We start from the raw sequence: 18,162 nt of genomic DNA on the forward strand, positions 1-18,162 counted from the left end.
AAATTATAAAGCCGTACGTCCGCTTTACGAGTTAGGATTAGTTGCTTACGCGAAAGAAGATTACGTTAAAGCTATTTATTACTGGCGTGAGCTTGTATCACAATTCACTTTGTTTGCGCCGTTGTTTATTGATGAGCTAGCTCACAGCTATAAACAATTAAATTTAACGCATCAATTTCATGAATTAGTCAGTGACTTGTTAGAAAAGGGCGGTGTATTAATTAAAATAAAACATTGCCAAGCATTGCTTGAGCAAGGACACACTAAACAAGCCTTTGAATTTCTAACTGATAGCTTAAAACGTCAACCTACTATTCGTGGTTTCAGTTTTTTACTGCAATTAATGGGTGACCAAAATAAAAATACTAAAGAAGTACTTAATGAAATTGATAAGCTTGTAACCTCTTATATTGCTACAAAACCTGATTTCCAATGTCAGCATTGCGGTTTTACAAGCTACACAATATATTGGAATTGCCCTTCTTGTAAGCATTGGGAAACCATTGTTCCAAGTCGAGGCTTAGACGGATTTTAATAACCCCTTAAATAATATCGGATTTAACTATGATAATTTTAGCAAATTAAACTGAGAGTTTACTGGGTTGGAATTTTTTGATGTTGTGTCTATATAAATTTCTCTACACCTTCTCTCAAATTACCAGCTAGCACTATTGCATTAAATCTACTTATACAATTACTTTATATCAATTCGCTTAATTAAGTGGTCTGTTTTGAGGTAAGAAAATCGTGTCGATAACAAGGCAAAAAATTTCGTAATATTATTGTTCTATATAAGAAATTTTTAACGCAGTTAGCGTCAGATTTGGTCCTCAAATTGATTAAGTATTATTGCGGATTGGTATTATAGCCATACATTAGGATAGTCATGTCTTTCGAACACTCAAAAAAAATTCTTATAGCATTAGATTACGATGATCAAGAGGTTGCTTTAAACTTTGTTAAACAACTTTCTCCTGATACATGTCGCCTTAAAGTAGGCAAAGAGATGTTTACTTATTTTGGACCTGCATTTGTTAAAGAGTTAATTGATTTAGGTTTTGATGTTTTTCTAGATTTAAAATTTCATGACATCCCTAATACAGTAGCTAAAGCTGTTACTGCAGCTGCGAAAATGGGTGTGTGGATGGTAAACGTTCATGCTTCTGGTGGTTTTGAAATGATGAGCAAAGCTAAATCGGCTCTAGAACAATTTGGCGATAAAGCGCCATTACTTATCGCGGTTACTGTATTAACAAGCATGGATGAAACAGAACTAAAGCGTTTAGGCGTTGATAAATCTGCTCAAGAGCAAGTTATATATTTAGCTAAGCTTGCAAAGGAAGCAGGGCTTGATGGCGTTGTGTGTTCTGCACAAGAAGCAAAAGCTTTAAAAGCAGAGTTAGGTGAGAACTTTAAACTTGTAACACCAGGTATACGTCCTGAAGGCAGTGATGCTGGCGATCAAAAGCGTATTATGACTCCTAAGCAAGCAATAGATGCAGGAAGTGATTATTTAGTTATAGGCCGACCTATTACTCAGGCGGATGATCCCGTAAAAGTGCTTAGTGATGTTAATAGATCTATAGCATAATTTAACAAAAAGCAGCAATATAGTGCTAAAAGCCCTTACCTCATGTGTATTTTATGTTACATTATTAGGATTGAAATGTAGTAGGGGTTTGTTTTGAAGTTATTATTAGGTTTTATAATTATTATTGTTGCGGGTTTTTCAGTAAATAAAAATCTTTTTTCTAATAAAGCATATGATGATGTTACATCAGTAACAGATATAATCACGAATTACCCTGTCAATATGTTCGATTTTAAACAAACAATGCAAGATTATGCACACCACCTATGTTACAAAAATGAGGATACACTTACATCTCAGCATATAACAGTAACTGATTGCATATCTAAGCTTGATGATAAAAAAATAGAATGCGAAAAGAAGGTTTTTCGTTTGGCACCGCTTAACCTAGAGTCAAAAGGTGAAGTGCTTGATTATTCAAGGCAATATACGCAATGTACATTGCCTTATAAGTATATTTTAGGTTAATTACAAACAGATAATATTAGTAATTACAGCCTATTATTTATAATTAAGATCTTAAGCGAATGGATTTCGCTTCAATATCTATCAACTCTTGTTTGAATAATCCACCAATTGCTTTTTTATAGTTAGCTTTACTAGTAGAAAACATCTTTTTTATAGCTTCAGGTTCAGATTTATCACCTAATGGGATAACACCACCTTCATTTTTTAGTTTTTGCATAATAGTTTCACCAAGGTCACTTACTTTTCCCATACCTGGTTTTTCTAATACAACATCAATTTTTCCGTCTTCACGTACTTTCTGAATGAAGCCTTTAAGCTTTTGACCCACAAATAAGCTTTTAAATACCATATTGTAAAAAACAACACCGAAATGCGATTCTTCAATTAATACCTTGTAGCCAATATCTGTTTTGCCAGCAACAATTAAATCCACTTCTTGTAAGTGAGTATATTGTGGCTCATCTTTAGATAGGAAGCGATTAAAGTTATTTGATGCACAAATACGTTGGCTTGCATTATCAAGGTACAAACGAACTAAATATGAGTGACCTTCTTGCATGCGTGGTTTTTGTTCGTTAAACGGGGTTAGTACATCTTTTTCAAGACCCCAATCTAAAAATGCGCCAATACTATTAATTTCTTTAACGCGAAGCAGGGCATATTCACCTACTTGTGCGTGTGGCTTTTTAGTTGTGGCAGTTGCTAAGTTAGCGTTGTCTAAAAAGATAAATACACTAATGCTATCGCCCGCTTCAAGCTCATGTTTAATTTCTTGTTTTGGTAAAAACACTTCACCTAAATCATGACCGTCTAAGTAAGCACCTTCGTTACTCACTTCTTTTACAAATAATGTTTGTGTGGTTCCTAGGTAACTCATAATTATTCCTGCTCAGTCTTTTTTTTACGGCGCATTGGTGTATCGCCATCAATGTTCATTGGTGCTTTAATTGGTGCTGTTGGCTTTTTAGGTTTGGCTTTGCGTTTAAATACAGGCTTTTTAACAGCGGCGGATTTTTCTTTAGATTTATCCCACGTTGCCTCAGGCTTTTTCTCTTTTAAACCTTTAAACTTAGCTTTTAAGCCCTCTACGCTCGCAAATTTTAACTCATCATTTAAAAATGCTTTAATAGCTAAATAACTTGCCCAATCTTTTGGGCCAACTAATGAAATTGCGTTACCTTTAAAGCCTGCTCGTCCTGTACGACCTATGCGGTGTACATATTCTTCAGCGTGTTTTGGCAAATCAAAGTTAATAACATGCGTTACACTTAGTAAATCTAAACCACGAGATGCAACATCGGTTGTGATTAATATTTTAAAGTTTTCGCGACTAAACGAATCCATTATATCTAAACGTTTATTTTGTGTTAAATCACCAGCAAGCGCTACAGACTTGAAGCCTTTAGCATTAAGCGCTTCACTCAAGCGACTCGTGTCAGAACGTGTTGCTGTGAAGATAATGCATTGACCAACATCATCTTGATTCAAAAAGTGCTCTAATAGCGCTTCTTTATGGTCAAGGTGATCGGCTAGATATAAAGTTTGTTTAATATCGCTATGTTGCTCGTTCGCTGCACTTAGCGTAATTTGCTTTGGTTTTTTTAATAGGTTACGTGATAGAGCATCTACTTGTGCATGGTCAAGTGTTGCAGAAAACAATAACGTTTGACGTAAGCGGTGATTAGCTTGCTCGTTAATCATTTTTAACTGCTCGGTAAAGCCTAAATCTAAAATACGATCGGCTTCATCAAAAATAAGCAGTTCTAGTCCACTCAATTGTAATGAGCGTTTTGTAATGTGATCAGCTAAACGCCCAGGTGTAGCAACTACGAATTGTGGGTCGTTTCTAAGTGCTTTTATTTGGTCATTAAAGTTTTCGCCACCAAGTATTTTTACGGCCTTAATGGCTGTGCCTGCAATTAATAAACGCAGCTGGGTAAATACTTGCGTAGCAAGCTCACGAGTAGGAGCAACAATAAGTACACGAGGATCGCGTTTACTGAGTGCTTTTTGTTTCATAACCCTTTGTACAGCAGGTAATAAAAACGCCAAGGTTTTGCCCGACCCAGTTTTAGACTGAGCGAAAATGTCATGCCCTGCAAGTGCGGTAGGCACTGCATGCGCTTGAATATCGGTGGGCTGGGTGATCCCTTGATGTGCTAGTTGTGTTTCAAGGCGTGTATCAATCCCAAGATCAGTAAACTGCAATGTGTGTTTCTCCAAAATGAGCAAATTAAGTCTATAAATTTATCAGCGCATTATAGCTTACACAGATAGGTCGCTAACAGTAAAAACCAATCTATAGCGCTATTTTTTGCAATTAAACTAAAAAAGCGTAAAATACGCGCCCCATATGCGCCGGATTTACGATTCGGTAAACGCCAATACTGGCTAACAAGGCAAAATAGGAAATATAATGACTGTTGTTCATAAAGATAATGTAACGGGCGATCACTTTGTAGTATGTGCGCTGTATAAATTTGTTGGTTTACCTGGATTTGAAGCTATCCGTAAGCCTTTGCTTGAAGTGATGGAAGCAAATGAAGTACGCGGTACTTTACTACTCGCTGCCGAAGGTATAAACGGCACTGTTTCTGCAAAACGTGAAGGGATAGACAACTTATTAGCCTGGCTTGATGAGCAACCAAATTTAAAAAACATCGTAACAAAAGAATCTTACGATGATGAATGCCCGTTTTACCGCACTAAAGTAAAACTAAAAAAAGAAATTGTAACGATGGGCGTTGAAGGCGTAGATCCGCTTAAAGTTGTGGGTAGCTATGTAAAGCCAAATGAGTGGAACGCACTTATATCTGATCCAGAAGTAATTTTAATTGATACACGTAATGATTACGAAATTGAAATTGGTACATTTCAAAATGCAGTCGATCCAAATACTAAAACCTTTCGCGAATTTCCACAGTGGGCTAAAGAAAACTTAGACCCTGAAAAACATAAAAAAGTAGCGATGTTTTGTACAGGTGGTATCCGCTGCGAAAAATCGACGGCCTACATGAAAGAGCAAGGTTTTGACGAAGTTTATCATCTTGAAGGCGGCATTTTAAAATATCTAGAAGAAGTGCCAAAAGAAGAAACCATGTGGGAAGGCGAATGTTTTGTATTTGATAATCGCGTTGCGGTTGATCACGACTTACAAAAAGGCTCTTATGATCAATGCCACGCGTGCCGTATGCCAATTACAGAAGACGAAAAGTTAAAGCCTGAATACATGGAAGGTGTATCTTGTCATCATTGTATTGAAGAAGTGACAGACGAGCAACGGACACGTTTTGCGGAGCGCCAAAAGCAAATAGAATTAGCGCAAGCCCGTGGTGAAGGCCATATTGGTAATGAGGCACAGGCTGTTTTACAGCAACGTAAAGAAGCCAAAAAAGCCCAAAAAGACGCTCAGCGCGGTAAATAAATTTTTACAATAAGTATTACATTTAAAGGGTCTATTTAGACTCTTTTTTTGTGCCCAAAATTGTGCAGTAATTGTTTTCACACTCCGATGATAGTGTTAATCTGCAAAACATATTTAGTCATTTTAATGCGCATACAGGAAGGGATTTATGCAAGCCGAACAAGTTGAAATCGCACAATTTTTAGCACAACATCCTCCTTTTGATGACTTACCTCAAAAAGCGCTTAATGAGCTAGCTCAACAAGTAGAAGTTGCTTATTTTAGAGCAAAAACAGACATTTTAAGTTTTGGACAAGACATATCTGATTTGTATGTGATTAGAAGTGGTTCTGTAGAAATGTATCGCCGAAATGGTGAGCTATACAATCGTTTGGCCATCGCAGGAATATTTGGTCAAATGGGTTTATTGATGAACCGTAAGGTGCGTTTTCCTGCAACTGCTCTTGAAGATACGTTAGTTTATTGTATAAATGTTGAGCTATTTAATCGTTACTGTGATGAGTTTGATGCGTTTGCTGATTACTTTGAAACAGATGGTAACGTGCGTTTACATCAAGCTATTGTTGAACAAGCCGATGGCAATGACCTTACAACCGCTAAAGTAAAATCATTAATTCACAGAGATGTAGTCACCGTAGATGCAACCTCTACAATACAAGATATCGCTAAATTAATGACCGAAGAGGCGGTATCGTCAGTTTTGGTAACCGATGTAAATAAACCAATAAACGACGATCCTGAGGAAGATGATGGACAAGTCGTTGGCATTATAACCGATAGGGATTTACGATCAAAAGTAGTGGCTAAAGGGCTTAGCTTTAATACACAAGCAAAAGATATTATGTCTACTAACTTAGTGCTTTTAGACGCTAATGACTATATTTTTGAAGCAGTACTTGCCATGCTCAGAGATAATCTCCATCATTTGCCCGTAGTACAAAAAAGACGTCCTATAGGAGTTATCTCCCTCTCTGATATTTTACGTTACGAATCGCAAAGCAGCTTATTACTTGTACGCGGCATACTTGCTCAACAAACAATTGAGGATTTAGCGCATTATGCACGCCAATTGCCCAATGTATTTGTCCGTATGGTTAATGAAGATGCAAATTCACACATGATTGGTACTGCCATGGCCGTTATAGGACGTACATTTAAACAAAGATTACTTGTATTAGCTGAAGAAAATTTTGGTCCACCTCCCGTTCCTTATTGTTTTATTGCACTGGGCTCAATGGCTCGCGACGAGCAACTTATTGTAACTGATCAAGATAACGCACTAATTTTAGATGACAGTTACGATGACGAAAAACATAACGCGTATTTTCAAAGTATTGCCGATTTTGTGTGTGATGGCTTAGCGCAGTGTGGTTACACCTACTGTGATGGAGAAATAATGGCGTCGTTTAAAAAATGGCGTAAAACTCGCTCAGAGTGGTTTGATCAATTTGCTGATTGGATAGCCCAGCCAAAACCACAAGCACTGCTTAATAGCTCTATATTTTTTGATTTAGATGGTGTATGGGGCAAAACCAAGTGGGCCGACGAGCTTAAAATATTTATAGCGAAACAAAGTAAAGTGAATCGTATATTTCTAGCAAATATGGCGGCAAATGCTCGAAATAGGACACCACCTCTTGGCTTTTTTAAAGGCTTTGTTATGGAGCATAACGGCCAACATAAGCGTTCAATGAACTTAAAACGAAGAGGTACTGCACCACTTTCTGATGTTATACGTGTACACGCATTAGCTATTGGTTCGCGTAAACAAAACTCGTTTGAGCGATTAGAAGACATTATTGAAGCTAAGCTATTACCGCAGGGTAAAGCGCAAGATTTACGTGATTCACTTGAGTATATTGCCATGATGCGAATTCGCCATCAAGCGTGGCAAATAGAGAAGGGCGAAGAGCCTGATAACGACTTAGACCCACATTTACTGTCTCCTTTTGAACAGCGAAACTTGAAAGAGGCATTCGCTATTTTAGAAAAAGCACAAAGCTATTTGAAATTTAGCTACACAGCAAACTCAGGTGTGAAGTAGCCTATGAACCCGCGTAATTACAAAGCAGTTGATTGGCAAGCTAGATATAACGAGCTTGCCAACAGCACCGAAAATAAACTTCTAAAACACTTTTATGCAGGTGCTTATAATCAAGATAAAGCCGCTGTAGAAGATGTGCCTTTCGTAGCAATGGACTTTGAAACAACAGGTTTAAATAGCCAAAACGACGATATTGTGAGTGTTGGCTTAGTGCCGTTTAATTTAAAGCGTATTTATTGTAAACACAGCCGGCATTGGGTTGTTCAACCAAGACGTAACCTGCATGAAGAGTCTATTTTAATCCATAGAATAACGCACTCTGAGGTCGATGACGCCCCAGACTTTAATCGAATTATTGAGCCTTTACTTGAAGCGCTAAGTGGTAAAGTTGTCGTGGTACATTACGCCGCAATAGAACGCCATTTTTTAAATAATGCGTTATTACTAAGGCTTAAAGAAGGTATTGAGTTTGCTCTTGTTGACACAATGGAGCTAGAAAAAAGAGCACTAAAAGAGAGGCAAGGTTTATTAGGCCGATTATTTAATACAAAACTAGGCTCGCTCAGATTAACAGATTGCCGTGCGCGTTATTCCCTACCTGCGTACCAAAATCATAATGCGTTAACGGATGCACTTGCCACAGCTGAGCTTTTACAAGCGCAACTGAGTCATCATTACCGTGTAGATACTCCAATCTCAGAGTTGTGGGTATAATACTAATACGCAATAATACTTTAATCATATTGAGGGTTAAACCTGACGCTAGCTGCGTTAAAAATTTCTCATTTAGAGCAACTAAATAAAGAAATTTTGCCTTACTATCGAGAAGTTTTTCCTGCCACAAAATAGATCACTTTATTAAGCGAATGGGTATAACCTTAAATAGTTAAATAAAAATGCGCCGCAAAAATTGCGGCGCTTTCGTTACTAATTAAAAGTATTGCTTACTAAAAGTATTATTTAACTGGGCGAGGCTCAGTTCGTAAACCTAAAACTAAGCTTAAACACATAAACAACAATACAATAGTAAATGGCAAGCCTGTAGAAACAGCACCTGCTTGTAGTGCTTCGATTGCTTGTGTACCACCAATCCAAAGTAAGGCCGCTGCAATTGCGCCCTCTACCGTTGCCCAAAATATACGTTGTGGCACCGGTGCGTCAATTTTACCGCCAGCTGTAATTGAATCAATGACTAATGAGCCTGAGTCAGATGACGTAATAAAAAATACTAACACTAATATAATCGCAATAAATGATAAGATATTAGATAGAGGTAATGCATCAAACATCTGGAACATAGCTAAAGGGACATCAGTTAAACCATTAGTGCCTAGTGCACCAACACCATTAACTACTTGATCAATAGCAATACCGCCGTATATAGACATCCATAAAATGGTAACAGCAGTAGGGACGAGTAATACCGCAATTAAGAACTCACGAATTGTACGACCACGTGATACACGCGCGATAAACATACCTACGAACGGTGACCAAGAAATCCACCAAGCCCAGTAAAATACAGTCCAGCCATGCATCCATGTTTCGTCTTCACGGCCGTGAGGATTACTCAATGGAATAATGTTTTCTACATAGCCCATCACGGTAGTCGGTACATTACCCATTGCTACAGCAAAGCCCACTAAACAAACAAACAATAATAATGAGAAAGCAATTAACATGTTTACATTACTTAGCAGTTTCACACCACCGTCAATACCGCGAACCACAGAAACAATGGCTAAAAGTGTTACACCCGCAATAACTAGAATTTGAGAGCCAATGCCACCTTCTGTACCAAATACATGGTTAATACCTGCAGAGGCTTGTTGAGCACCTAAACCTAAAGATGTTGCAAGGCCAAATAACGTAGCAAGTACAGCTAAGATATCAATGATATGACCAGGCCAACCCCATGCTCTATCACCTAATATAGGATAAAAAATAGAACGAATAGAAAGCGGTAAACCTTTGTTATACGTAAAAAATGCAAGAGATAAACCAACAACAGCGTAAATAGCCCAAGGATGAAGACCCCAATGGAACATAGTTGCGCCCATTGCTAATTTTGCAGCTTCTGGTGTATTAGCGGCTACATTAAGTGGTGTTTCGTACCAACCAGTAAAGTAAGCAACCGGTTCAGCAACGCCCCAAAACATAAGGCCGATACCCATACCTGCAGCAAATAACATAGCAAGCCATGAAACTCGAGAGTGAGAAGGTTTAGCATCATCACCACCAAGGCGAATATTCCCGTAAGGAGAAACAATAAGTGCTAAACAAAAGAGTACAAAGAAGTTAGCAGCCCACATAAATAGGGCATCAAAATTATTAATAATATCGGTCTTGATACTATCAAGCGCTGTTTTTGCAGTTTGTGGGTCGGTAACAAGTATGGCGATTAAAAAGATGACAATCAGGCCCGCACTAGTTCCAAAAACAGGGTTGTGTATATCAAAACCCCACTTTTGTACGTTGTCCTGACCTACGGTGTAGTCCGTATTGTCAATACTATATTTGTCATGATTTTCCTTCATGCAATACCTCTTTAGTTGTCCTAACAAGCCAAAATAAATTCGGCGTCATATCGAATTACATTAGCCTTTAAATATTAAGTAAAAAGTAATACTGTAATTATTTGAAGACTAACTAATTTGAAGAGTGATCATACAGCTAGTAGTGTATGAGTTAAATATTAAATGTAAATGAATTTGTATTTAAAACGCTGTTTATATAGCCAAATTAATGATTCTTTTATTTAAAAAGCCCTAAAATTATAAATTCAGTGAACGTTAAAATTTAGTTTGCTATTAAAAGTATTAATTTACTTAGTTAAGTAAAAAAAGATCACTTTTAAGCAACTTAATTAATGCTTAAATACTAGGGCTTGTTGATCTTTTAGGATTAAAATTTGTTCAATTTAGGAGCTGTTTAATCGATCCTAGGTTTGTAACCTAACGGTTCGATAACTGCTCCTGCGTTATTCTGCATGCTTACATGCACGTAAGAATAATTAAAAAACGAGCTGCAAAGAGCAAATTTCCCTTTAGGGCTAGTATAAATTTATAAGCTGATAAGCATCTTTAATCAAGTTGTAATATGAATATGATTTAACACAACACTAAGCTATATTTTATAAATAGATAGGCAAAGGATTAATACTATTATGCGTGAATGCGCTTTAAACAATACCAATCAAAACGAACTTGTTAAACGCTTTTGCAGCGTTAGAGGCGAAAGCCTGGCTATTATTGAACCACTCACTGTAGAAGATTGCCAATTACAAGCTATGGCAGATGCCAGCCCAGGCAAATGGCATTTAGCGCACACCACGTGGTTTTTTGAAACGTTTTTACTTAGTGTTTACTGTAAACAGTACACTGTGTTTAACTCTCACTACCGAATGCTTTTTAATTCTTACTACAATGGGATTGGAGAGCAATTTAAACGGGCAAACCGAGGTAGTTTATCTAGACCTAGTTTGGATGAAGTTTTAGCTTATAGAGAGCATGTAGATAGCTGTGTGGTTGAATTACTTAAAACTGAAGTTAGTCCACAAATTAAAGATATTATTGAACTTGGGTTACACCACGAGCAACAGCATCAAGAACTAATGCTTATGGACATCAAATATAACTTTTCAGTAAATCCATTATTTCCGCAATATAAAACATCGCCTTTAAACAGCCAAAACAAATCAGCAGATATTAAGCCTCTCAATTTTATAAATTTTGAGCAAAGCATTATTAATATAGGTACAAATGCCGACGATGAATTTGCATATGATAACGAGCGCCCCAAACACCAAGTATTAATTCATTCATTTAACTTTGCTAATAGGTTGGTCACCAATGGTGAATATTTAGACTTTATAAATGCAGGTGGATACAGAAATCCACAGTATTGGTTAAGTGACGGTTGGGCAAATATACAAAACAACGCTCTAACGCAACCATTATATTGGCATTGTATAGATAACGAGTGGTTTGAGTTTACACACTATGGATTAGAGCCTCTCAATTTAAATACCCCGATCTGTCATGTTAGTTATTTTGAGGCCAGTGCCTATGCTAATTTTGTAAAGGCTCGCTTGCCTACAGAGTTCGAATGGGAATATGCAGCCAAAAATACACCTTCAACAGAGATTAATAATCACTACCTAACACCTCAGCAAGCAAAGAGTGATACTGAAATAAATCAGTTAACTGATTCGTGTTGGCAATGGACGAACAGTGCATATTTACCATACCCCGGTTTTAAGCCTATTGAAGGAGTAGCAGGGGAATACAATGGTAAGTTTATGAATAACCAAATGGTGTTACGTGGTGGGTGTGTGTTTACCCCTCAAAACCATTTACGACAAACATACCGAAATTTTTATTACCCGCATCAAGCGTGGATGTGCAGCGGGATAAGACTAGCTAAGGATATAGTATGAGCCAAGTAACAGCGATTAAGCAAAGCAACATAACCGACACTGAATTTCTAAACGACGTGATAAGCGGATTAACTCAACAACAAAAAACGCTTCCGTGTAAATATTTTTATGATGATAAAGGTGCTGCATTATTTGAGCAAATAACAACCTTACAAGAGTATTATGTTACACGTACTGAGCTTTCTATATTAGAGCAACACTCAAAGTCGATTGCTCAAATGCTACCTGAAAACCTCTCTATTATAGAGCCCGGCTGTGGCTCGGGTAAAAAGGTAGCCTATTTATTAGCGCATATGGCAAACGTTAAAACCTTTGTACCGTTTGAAATATCTGAGGAGATGCTCAGTTATTCACTTGCACATTTGTCACCATTATTTCCAGATTTGGCAATTTCTCCATTATTAGGAGACTTTACACATAGCCAAATGGTCAAACAGCTAACCAAAGACACCGCTTTAGACAGTCAAACTAATTTGGTGTACTTTCCGGGGTCTACTCTTGGTAATTTTGCACCTGTAAAAGCAATTGAAATTATGAATAATTTCCATCGCTTATGTGGTTTAAATGGCTATGTGCTAATTGGCATTGATTTAGTAAAAGAGCGCCAAGTGTTACTTGATGCATATAACGATAAGTTAGGTATAACCGCCGCGTTTAATAAAAACTTACTACAACGTATTAATAACGAGTTAAATGGCACATTTAACTTAGACAATTTCAGCCACGAGTCACGCTTTAACGAGCAACATAGCCGTATCGAAATGCATTTAGTAAGTAATTGTACTCAAAGCGTGATTATAAATGATCAGCAAATAGACTTTATAGAAGGTGAAAGCATTCATACGGAAAACTCTCACAAGTACACGCTTGAGTCGTTTAAGCAGCTTGCAGCGCAAGCTAATTTAAAGTTAGAGCAAACATGGCAAGACGATAGTAACTATTTTGCCCTGTGCTTATTAAGACCGCTTTAAACGTTACTTAAGTCATGTTTAGTAAATGACAACTTTAGCATTGTTAAACTCATAGTTTAGCAATGCACCATTATTTGATTGTTGTATAAGCTTGGCTTTATTTAAACTGTACAGTCTAAATAGAAGGGGGGCAATAACAGATATCGCAGAGCCTGTAGCACTGTCTTCATTAACACCAAACTGGGGTGCAAAGTATCTAAAATGCGCTATGGCATTTTTCTTGTCTTTATTTTTTATACTAAGGGCAATTATTGCATTTTTGTGGAGTGCACACAAAGCTTTAAAATCAACGTGTACGCTTTTTAAATCGTCTTTTTTAACTGATTTATCGAATTCTTTACTAAATTCCTTATTAAATTCTTTATTAAATAACACAACCGTATAACCGTTTTTATCAGCGGTAGTGTAGGCTGCTTTTATTGCTACTGAAAACACACTTTGTAACTCACCTTCAGCTAACTCGCTTTTTTTAGGCTCTATGCTTTTTAGTAACAGCTGAGCGCGTTGTTTTTTTACTCTTATAGTAAAGCGCTCATTACTCATTGAAGTAAATACTTCAGGGCAATAACCCAAATAACCTATTAAAAAATTAGCGGCCGCTAAAGTGCCATGTCCGCAGCGTTTAATTTCACTTGTTTGGTTAAACCAGCGAATATTGCAATGGCGTTTAGTTATCTCATTTTGATTTAAAAATACGGTAGCTGGGTGAATTGATTGTGATGCAATATATTGCATTGTTTTTGATGTTAACCCATTTTTATAAATAACAATTAAAGCGCTTGAGCCTTTTAAGTTATTTGCAGAGCTATAAAAAACAGATTCGGTGGAAGTGAACTCTATAAAGCGAAGCGTAAGCCATTTAGGCTTACGCTTTGCTAAACAAAGAGTATTAACCTTTGCTTGCATATGCGTCGTTATGAACGCCTGCAGCACGACCTGATGGATCAGCATTGTTTTGGAACGATGCGTCCCATGCAAGTGCTTCAGGAGTCGAACACGCTACCGATTTACCATGCGGTACACATTTAGCTGATGCATCACCAGGGAAATGCGATTCAAAAATAGTACGGTAGTAGTAAGCTTCTTTTGAATCTGGTGTATTAATAGGGTATTTAAATTTTGCATTTGTAAGCTCTTGATCGCTCACTTGCTCATTTACAAACTCTTTTAAGGTATCAATCCAGCTGTAGCCTACACCGTCTGAAAATTGCTCTTTTTGACGCCATAGCACTTCATCAGGTAAGTAACCTTCAAAGCCTTCACGTAAAATGTGTTTTTCAATTTTTCCATCTTTACACATTTTAGCTTCAGGGTTGATACGCATAGCAACATCAACAAATTCTTTATCAAGAAACGGTACACGTGCTTCTACGCCCCATGCCGCCATTGATTTATTAGCACGTAAACAGTCAAACATATGCAGTTTTGATACTTTACGGTTTAGCTCTTCATGAAACTCTTGTGCGTTAGGGGCTTTATGGAAGTATAAGTAACCACCAAATAGCTCATCAGCACCTTCGCCAGATAACACCATTTTAATGCCCATCGCTTTAATTTGGCGAGCCATTAGGTACATAGGTGTAGAGGCACGAATTGTTGTTACGTCGTAGGTTTCTATGTGGTAAATCACTTCACGTAATGCATCAATACCTTCTTGAATGGTAAAAATGATAGGGTGGTGAATAGTACCAATCATGTCAGCTACTTTTTGTGCAGCCGCTAAATCAGGCGAGCCTTCAAGGCCTACTGAAAAAGAATGCAGCTTAGGCCACCATGCATCGCTTTCGTCGTTATCTTCAATACGTTTTGCAGCAAAGCGCTGGGTAATAGCAGAGATAACCGATGAGTCTAAACCACCAGAAAGTAATACACCGTAAGGCACGTCACACATTAATTGACGTTTAACGGCCGCTTCTAATGCATCTTTAACGTCTTGCGCTTCTGCGCTGTTATCTTTAACTGCATCAAATGTTTCCCAATCACGTTTGTAATAAGGCGTCATTTTGCCATCTTTGCTGTACAGGTAATGCCCTGGTGGAAATTCTTCAATATGCTTACAAATTGGAGAAAGTGCTTTTAGCTCAGAAGCAACGTAAAAGTTACCGTGCTCGTCGTGACCGGTGTAAAGCGGGATAATACCAATATGGTCACGGCCAATTAAGTAGGCGTCATTTTCTTCGTCGTATAAACAAAATGCAAAAATGCCATTTAGGTCATCTAAAAAGTCAGGTCCTTTTTGTTTATACAGCGCTAAAATAACTTCACAGTCTGATTGAGTTTGAAAAGTAAAATCAACATCTAGCTCTGCTGCAAGTTCTTTATGATTATAAATCTCGCCGTTAACCGCTAAAATATTTGTTTTTTCAGGATTGTATAAAGGCTGTGCACCGCTTGATACACCAACAATAGCTAAACGCTCATGCACTAAAATAGCTTTTTCAGATGCATATACACCAGACCAATCTGGGCCACGGTGTCTAAGCAGCTTTGACATTTCAATTGCTTGGGTACGCAATTGAGTGGGATCAGATTTAATATCTAATACCCCAAAAATTGAACACATAGTAACTCCTCATTCCTATTATGTGTGCAGCAGAGCCAATTTGCTGTGCTGCGAAACCTTGTTTTATCAGAAAAAATTACTCAAGTCACATAGCTTTTACAATTAATTAAGAATAATTTATGCACCAAGCTAGATGTAATTGCACCAAAGTGGTTAATGCGTAGTTCCTGCTGCTATTATTACGTCGCTATTATTGTTTAAAGCTTGTGCAATCATAACTCTCAGGGCATTAATAACGGTTTCTTCGCTCATGCTTGGTGCGCCATTGTGGTGCACAGCTTGGCTTGGTAAATAAGGAATATGCACAAAGCCACCTTTCATTACAGCGCAGTGATCATTTATGTAATGCATAAGACCATACATAACGTGATTACACACATACGTACCTGCTGTATTGGAAATGGCAGCAGGTATATTGCTGTTGTGCAATGCTTGTAACATGCGCTTTATTGGTAAGTTTGTGAAATAGGCATCAGGGCCATTTTTTTCTATTGGTGTATCGATAGGCTGCTTACCTGCATTGTCTTTAATGCGTGCATCGTCAACGTTTATTGCAATACGCTCAATTGATATTTCGCTGCGCCCACCAGCTTGGCCTATACATAAAACAACCGCCGGATTGTGCGACTCAATGGCGTTTATAAGCTGACTGATAGACGTATTAAATTCACAGGCAAGTTCTAGTGTGCATATTTTGTGTTTCATGATGATAGTTTCATCAAGTTTTTGCACTGCTTGCCAAGAAGGGTTTATAGCTTCGCCACCAAAAGGAGCAAAGCCAGTTATTAATACACACGGCATAGTAGAAGTTGATTTAGTCATTAAACACCAAGCTATACATTAAAATAATATTAACGGCGAGTAAGGAAACGGCCGTCGGAATTTGAACCTTTATTACATGGTACCTATTTTTTAAATCTAGGGCGTGTTGATTCTAGAATATTTTATAGGTTATTTTTAAGTGCAAGGCTCAATTGATGTAGGTGCCCGTCAAGTTTCTGCTTCGCCTTTGCTGCTTCTTCAAACGTTACATATTTAAATTCAACAGTATCTAAAGGTCTAAATTGTGCAAATTGATGTAAGTCGGCTTCAATTACAGTCCCTAAAAGAGGGTAACCCCCGGTTGTTTGACCATCGTTAAGTAGCACAATAGGCTCACCATTCGGTGGCAGTTGAATACTCCCAGGACTCACCCCTAGTGATGGCAAAGAGTGCGAATGTGCCAAATTATTTTTATGCTCAAGCCTTACGCCCATTCGGTTGCTGTTACTACTAACTTTAAATGCGGTAGATACAAAGTTGTTAAGTAAAGGCTCGCCTAACAAATTAGCATGAGGGCTTGGGTGCAGTCTTATAAGCTTGCGCTGGGCGGGAGCAATTGCGCCTACTTTTATAAACTCTCCATAATAAGGAGTAATAGGTATTTCATCACCAGTGGCGAGAGCTCTACCTTCAATACCACCAAAACATGCGTTTAAATCTGTAGATTTAGAGCTCATAACTTCAGTATTTTGTATACCGCCTTTCACTGCTAAATAAGCTCTTAATCCAGCTCTACCAGTAGCAAAGCTCAGTACTTGTTTATTTTTTACTGTGTATGTCCAACCAGGGTAAATTGCTTGTCCATCAAGGGTTGCTTGCAAATCTGCACCATGAAGCGCAATTACTGTGTCGCAGGTGAATTCCAGCTCGCACAGACCAACAGTTATTTCTAAAACGGCATCATTGTCGTTATTGTTAAGTAATCTATTAGCAATTATTTGTGCAAAGGGGTCTAAGCTGCCCGCTTTGCTTACACCTAGATGGCGGTAGCCATCACGGCCAAAATCTTGAATGGTAAGTAATACACCACTTTTAAGTACTTTAATCATGAGTTGCTCCTTTATTAACTAGCGGAACAAATTCAAGCGTATCGCCTGGTTGAATTAAACAAGGTTGCTCCGAGGTCGAATCAAACAAAGCAGTATCTGTATGACCTATTATGTGCCAACCACCAGGGGTATCTGCGGGGTAAATTCCGGTTTGTTCAGCACCTATCGCAACAGAGCCTTTAGGAACTTTAATGCGTGGCTCATCACGCCTTGGCGTATGTAATTGCTCTTCTAAACCATGTAGGTAAGCAAAACCGGGCTGAAAGCCTAAAAATAAAACGTGGTACTTGGTTTTACTATGAATATTAATAACCTCATCAGCGCTTAAATTATGATAACGAGCCACGTAATTAATATCCTCACCCTTGTATATGGTTTCGATTAAGTGATGTTGCCCTTTAAAAGTACTCGTTTTAATATCATTCCACAGCGAAGGTAGCACTTGTAACCACTTATTTAAGTGTTTATCTGATTTTAAATAGAGAGTGAGCGAGTTCATGGCTGGCACCAAATCGGTAAATTCATCAGTGCTTTTACAGTGGCTAGCTAAAGCCCAAATTTTCTTTTGAATAGAGAGTCTATCTGTAGCGTCTAAATGCGATGCATCAAGTAGTAAACTACTGTTTGTTAATGCATAAATATGGGGAGCTGGCTTCATTAAATAAACCTATTTGTACAACATAATTTAAACGTAACACAGTTTTATTAATTTATTTACACCATTGCGACTAAGTTGTTATGTTTAGTGTTTATTTACCCAGCTTACTTTAAGAGTGTTTTTATATTCAATTA

At 37.7% G+C, this 18,162-nt stretch carries 15 protein-coding genes and 2 pseudogenes; 8 read left to right on the forward strand and 9 right to left on the reverse strand.

Going from position 1 to position 18,162, the window contains the following annotated elements; all coding sequences use genetic code 11:
• From CXF89_RS09065 to CXF89_RS09075, 3 genes and pseudogenes are all read left to right on the forward strand, one after another.
• Positions 1–535, forward strand: a pseudogene (locus CXF89_RS09065) (lipopolysaccharide assembly protein LapB); the annotation flags it as partial.
• 351 nt (positions 536–886) lie between these two features.
• Entirely contained in the window at positions 887–1,591 is a 705-nt protein-coding gene (gene pyrF / locus CXF89_RS09070; protein ID WP_010552857.1) for an orotidine-5'-phosphate decarboxylase, read from the forward strand.
• A gap of 93 nt (positions 1,592–1,684) precedes the next feature.
• Positions 1,685–2,059, forward strand: coding sequence for a hypothetical protein (locus CXF89_RS09075; protein ID WP_007583062.1), 375 nt, complete (start codon positions 1,685–1,687; stop codon positions 2,057–2,059).
• Positions 2,060–2,102: 43 nt separating this feature from the next.
• Here the strand turns inward: CXF89_RS09075 and CXF89_RS09080 are convergent, their stop codons facing one another.
• The gene (locus CXF89_RS09080; protein WP_024590152.1) at positions 2,103–2,936 is read right to left on the reverse strand and encodes a CvfB family protein; all 834 of its coding nucleotides are present in this window, start codon (positions 2,934–2,936) and stop codon (positions 2,103–2,105) included.
• Between the two features lie 2 nt (positions 2,937–2,938).
• Entirely contained in the window at positions 2,939–4,267 is a 1,329-nt protein-coding gene (locus CXF89_RS09085; protein ID WP_007583068.1) for a DEAD/DEAH box helicase, read from the reverse strand.
• A 208-nt stretch (positions 4,268–4,475) separates the two neighbouring features.
• Between CXF89_RS09085 and CXF89_RS09090 the strand changes: the two genes are divergently transcribed.
• The 3 genes from CXF89_RS09090 to CXF89_RS09100 all read left to right on the forward strand — a co-directional run bounded on the left by CXF89_RS09090 (position 4,476) and on the right by CXF89_RS09100 (position 8,241).
• Entirely contained in the window at positions 4,476–5,483 is a 1,008-nt protein-coding gene (locus CXF89_RS09090; protein ID WP_024590153.1) for an oxygen-dependent tRNA uridine(34) hydroxylase TrhO, read from the forward strand.
• 148 nt (positions 5,484–5,631) lie between these two features.
• Positions 5,632–7,527: a DUF294 nucleotidyltransferase-like domain-containing protein gene (locus CXF89_RS09095; protein WP_024590154.1), complete on the forward strand. Its 1,896-nt coding sequence runs from the start codon at positions 5,632–5,634 to the stop codon at positions 7,525–7,527.
• A 3-nt stretch (positions 7,528–7,530) separates the two neighbouring features.
• A complete protein-coding gene (locus tag CXF89_RS09100; RefSeq protein ID WP_024590155.1) occupies positions 7,531–8,241 on the forward strand; it encodes a 3'-5' exonuclease in 711 nt (236 codons plus the stop codon).
• Positions 8,242–8,483: 242 nt separating this feature from the next.
• Here the strand turns inward: CXF89_RS09100 and CXF89_RS09105 are convergent, their stop codons facing one another.
• Positions 8,484–10,064, reverse strand: a complete 1,581-nt coding sequence (locus CXF89_RS09105; protein WP_024590156.1) for a BCCT family transporter — start codon at positions 10,062–10,064, stop codon at positions 8,484–8,486.
• Between the two features lie 629 nt (positions 10,065–10,693).
• On the opposite strand from CXF89_RS09105, the gene egtB reads away from it, so the two are divergent.
• On the forward strand, positions 10,694–11,965 hold the full coding sequence (egtB, locus tag CXF89_RS09110; RefSeq protein ID WP_121954414.1) for an ergothioneine biosynthesis protein EgtB: 1,272 nt from the start codon (positions 10,694–10,696) through the stop codon (positions 11,963–11,965).
• Positions 11,962–12,936: an L-histidine N(alpha)-methyltransferase gene (gene egtD / locus CXF89_RS09115; protein ID WP_024590158.1), complete on the forward strand. Its 975-nt coding sequence runs from the start codon at positions 11,962–11,964 to the stop codon at positions 12,934–12,936. Before egtB ends, egtD begins: the two co-directional genes overlap by 4 nt.
• Before the next feature lie 18 nt (positions 12,937–12,954).
• Here egtD and CXF89_RS09120 read toward each other — a convergent pair whose 3' ends face one another.
• The 6 genes and pseudogenes from CXF89_RS09120 to pxpB all read right to left on the reverse strand — a co-directional run bounded on the left by CXF89_RS09120 (position 12,955) and on the right by pxpB (position 18,028).
• The gene (locus CXF89_RS09120) at positions 12,955–13,842 is read right to left on the reverse strand and encodes a PhzF family phenazine biosynthesis protein (RefSeq protein WP_121954415.1); all 888 of its coding nucleotides are present in this window, start codon (positions 13,840–13,842) and stop codon (positions 12,955–12,957) included.
• Positions 13,826–15,499, reverse strand: a complete 1,674-nt coding sequence (asnB, locus tag CXF89_RS09125; RefSeq protein ID WP_121954416.1) for an asparagine synthase B — start codon at positions 15,497–15,499, stop codon at positions 13,826–13,828. The genes CXF89_RS09120 and asnB overlap by 17 nt, the downstream gene beginning before the upstream one ends.
• A gap of 153 nt (positions 15,500–15,652) precedes the next feature.
• Complete coding sequence (pcp, locus tag CXF89_RS09130) at positions 15,653–16,321, reverse strand: pyroglutamyl-peptidase I (protein WP_121954417.1); 669 nt, start codon at positions 16,319–16,321, stop codon at positions 15,653–15,655.
• Positions 16,314–16,421, reverse strand: a pseudogene (locus CXF89_RS21520) (5-oxoproline transporter, DUF979 family subunit); the annotation flags it as partial. The pseudogene CXF89_RS21520 and the gene pcp, both read right to left, overlap by 8 nt.
• Before the next feature lie 22 nt (positions 16,422–16,443).
• A complete protein-coding gene (locus tag CXF89_RS09140; RefSeq protein ID WP_121954418.1) occupies positions 16,444–17,370 on the reverse strand; it encodes a 5-oxoprolinase subunit C family protein in 927 nt (308 codons plus the stop codon).
• Complete coding sequence (gene pxpB / locus CXF89_RS09145) at positions 17,363–18,028, reverse strand: 5-oxoprolinase subunit PxpB (RefSeq protein WP_121954419.1); 666 nt, start codon at positions 18,026–18,028, stop codon at positions 17,363–17,365. Before pxpB ends, CXF89_RS09140 begins: the two co-directional genes overlap by 8 nt.
• Positions 18,029–18,162: the final 134 nt, after the last annotated feature.

This window comes from Pseudoalteromonas sp. MelDa3, from assembly GCF_002863625.1.
GTDB classification, from domain to species: domain Bacteria; phylum Pseudomonadota; class Gammaproteobacteria; order Enterobacterales; family Alteromonadaceae; genus Pseudoalteromonas; species Pseudoalteromonas arctica.

Excerpts from the sequence above, each read along its gene's own strand:
- pyrF (WP_010552857.1), top strand. The coding sequence starts at position 887 with ATGTCTTTCGAACACTCAAAAAAAATTCTTATAGCATTAGATTACGAT.
- CXF89_RS09080 (WP_024590152.1), bottom strand. The coding sequence starts at position 2,936 with ATGAGTTACCTAGGAACCACACAAACATTATTTGTAAAAGAAGTGAGT.
- CXF89_RS09090 (WP_024590153.1), top strand. The coding sequence starts at position 4,476 with ATGACTGTTGTTCATAAAGATAATGTAACGGGCGATCACTTTGTAGTA.
- CXF89_RS09095 (WP_024590154.1), top strand. The coding sequence starts at position 5,632 with ATGCAAGCCGAACAAGTTGAAATCGCACAATTTTTAGCACAACATCCT.
- CXF89_RS09100 (WP_024590155.1), top strand. The coding sequence starts at position 7,531 with ATGAACCCGCGTAATTACAAAGCAGTTGATTGGCAAGCTAGATATAAC.
- CXF89_RS09105 (WP_024590156.1), bottom strand. The coding sequence starts at position 10,064 with ATGAAGGAAAATCATGACAAATATAGTATTGACAATACGGACTACACC.
- egtB (WP_121954414.1), top strand. The coding sequence starts at position 10,694 with ATGCGTGAATGCGCTTTAAACAATACCAATCAAAACGAACTTGTTAAA.
- egtD (WP_024590158.1), top strand. The coding sequence starts at position 11,962 with ATGAGCCAAGTAACAGCGATTAAGCAAAGCAACATAACCGACACTGAA.
- CXF89_RS09120 (WP_121954415.1), bottom strand. The coding sequence starts at position 13,842 with ATGCAAGCAAAGGTTAATACTCTTTGTTTAGCAAAGCGTAAGCCTAAA.
- asnB (WP_121954416.1), bottom strand. The coding sequence starts at position 15,499 with ATGTGTTCAATTTTTGGGGTATTAGATATTAAATCTGATCCCACTCAA.
- pcp (WP_121954417.1), bottom strand. The coding sequence starts at position 16,321 with ATGACTAAATCAACTTCTACTATGCCGTGTGTATTAATAACTGGCTTT.
- CXF89_RS09140 (WP_121954418.1), bottom strand. The coding sequence starts at position 17,370 with ATGATTAAAGTACTTAAAAGTGGTGTATTACTTACCATTCAAGATTTT.
- pxpB (WP_121954419.1), bottom strand. The coding sequence starts at position 18,028 with ATGAAGCCAGCTCCCCATATTTATGCATTAACAAACAGTAGTTTACTA.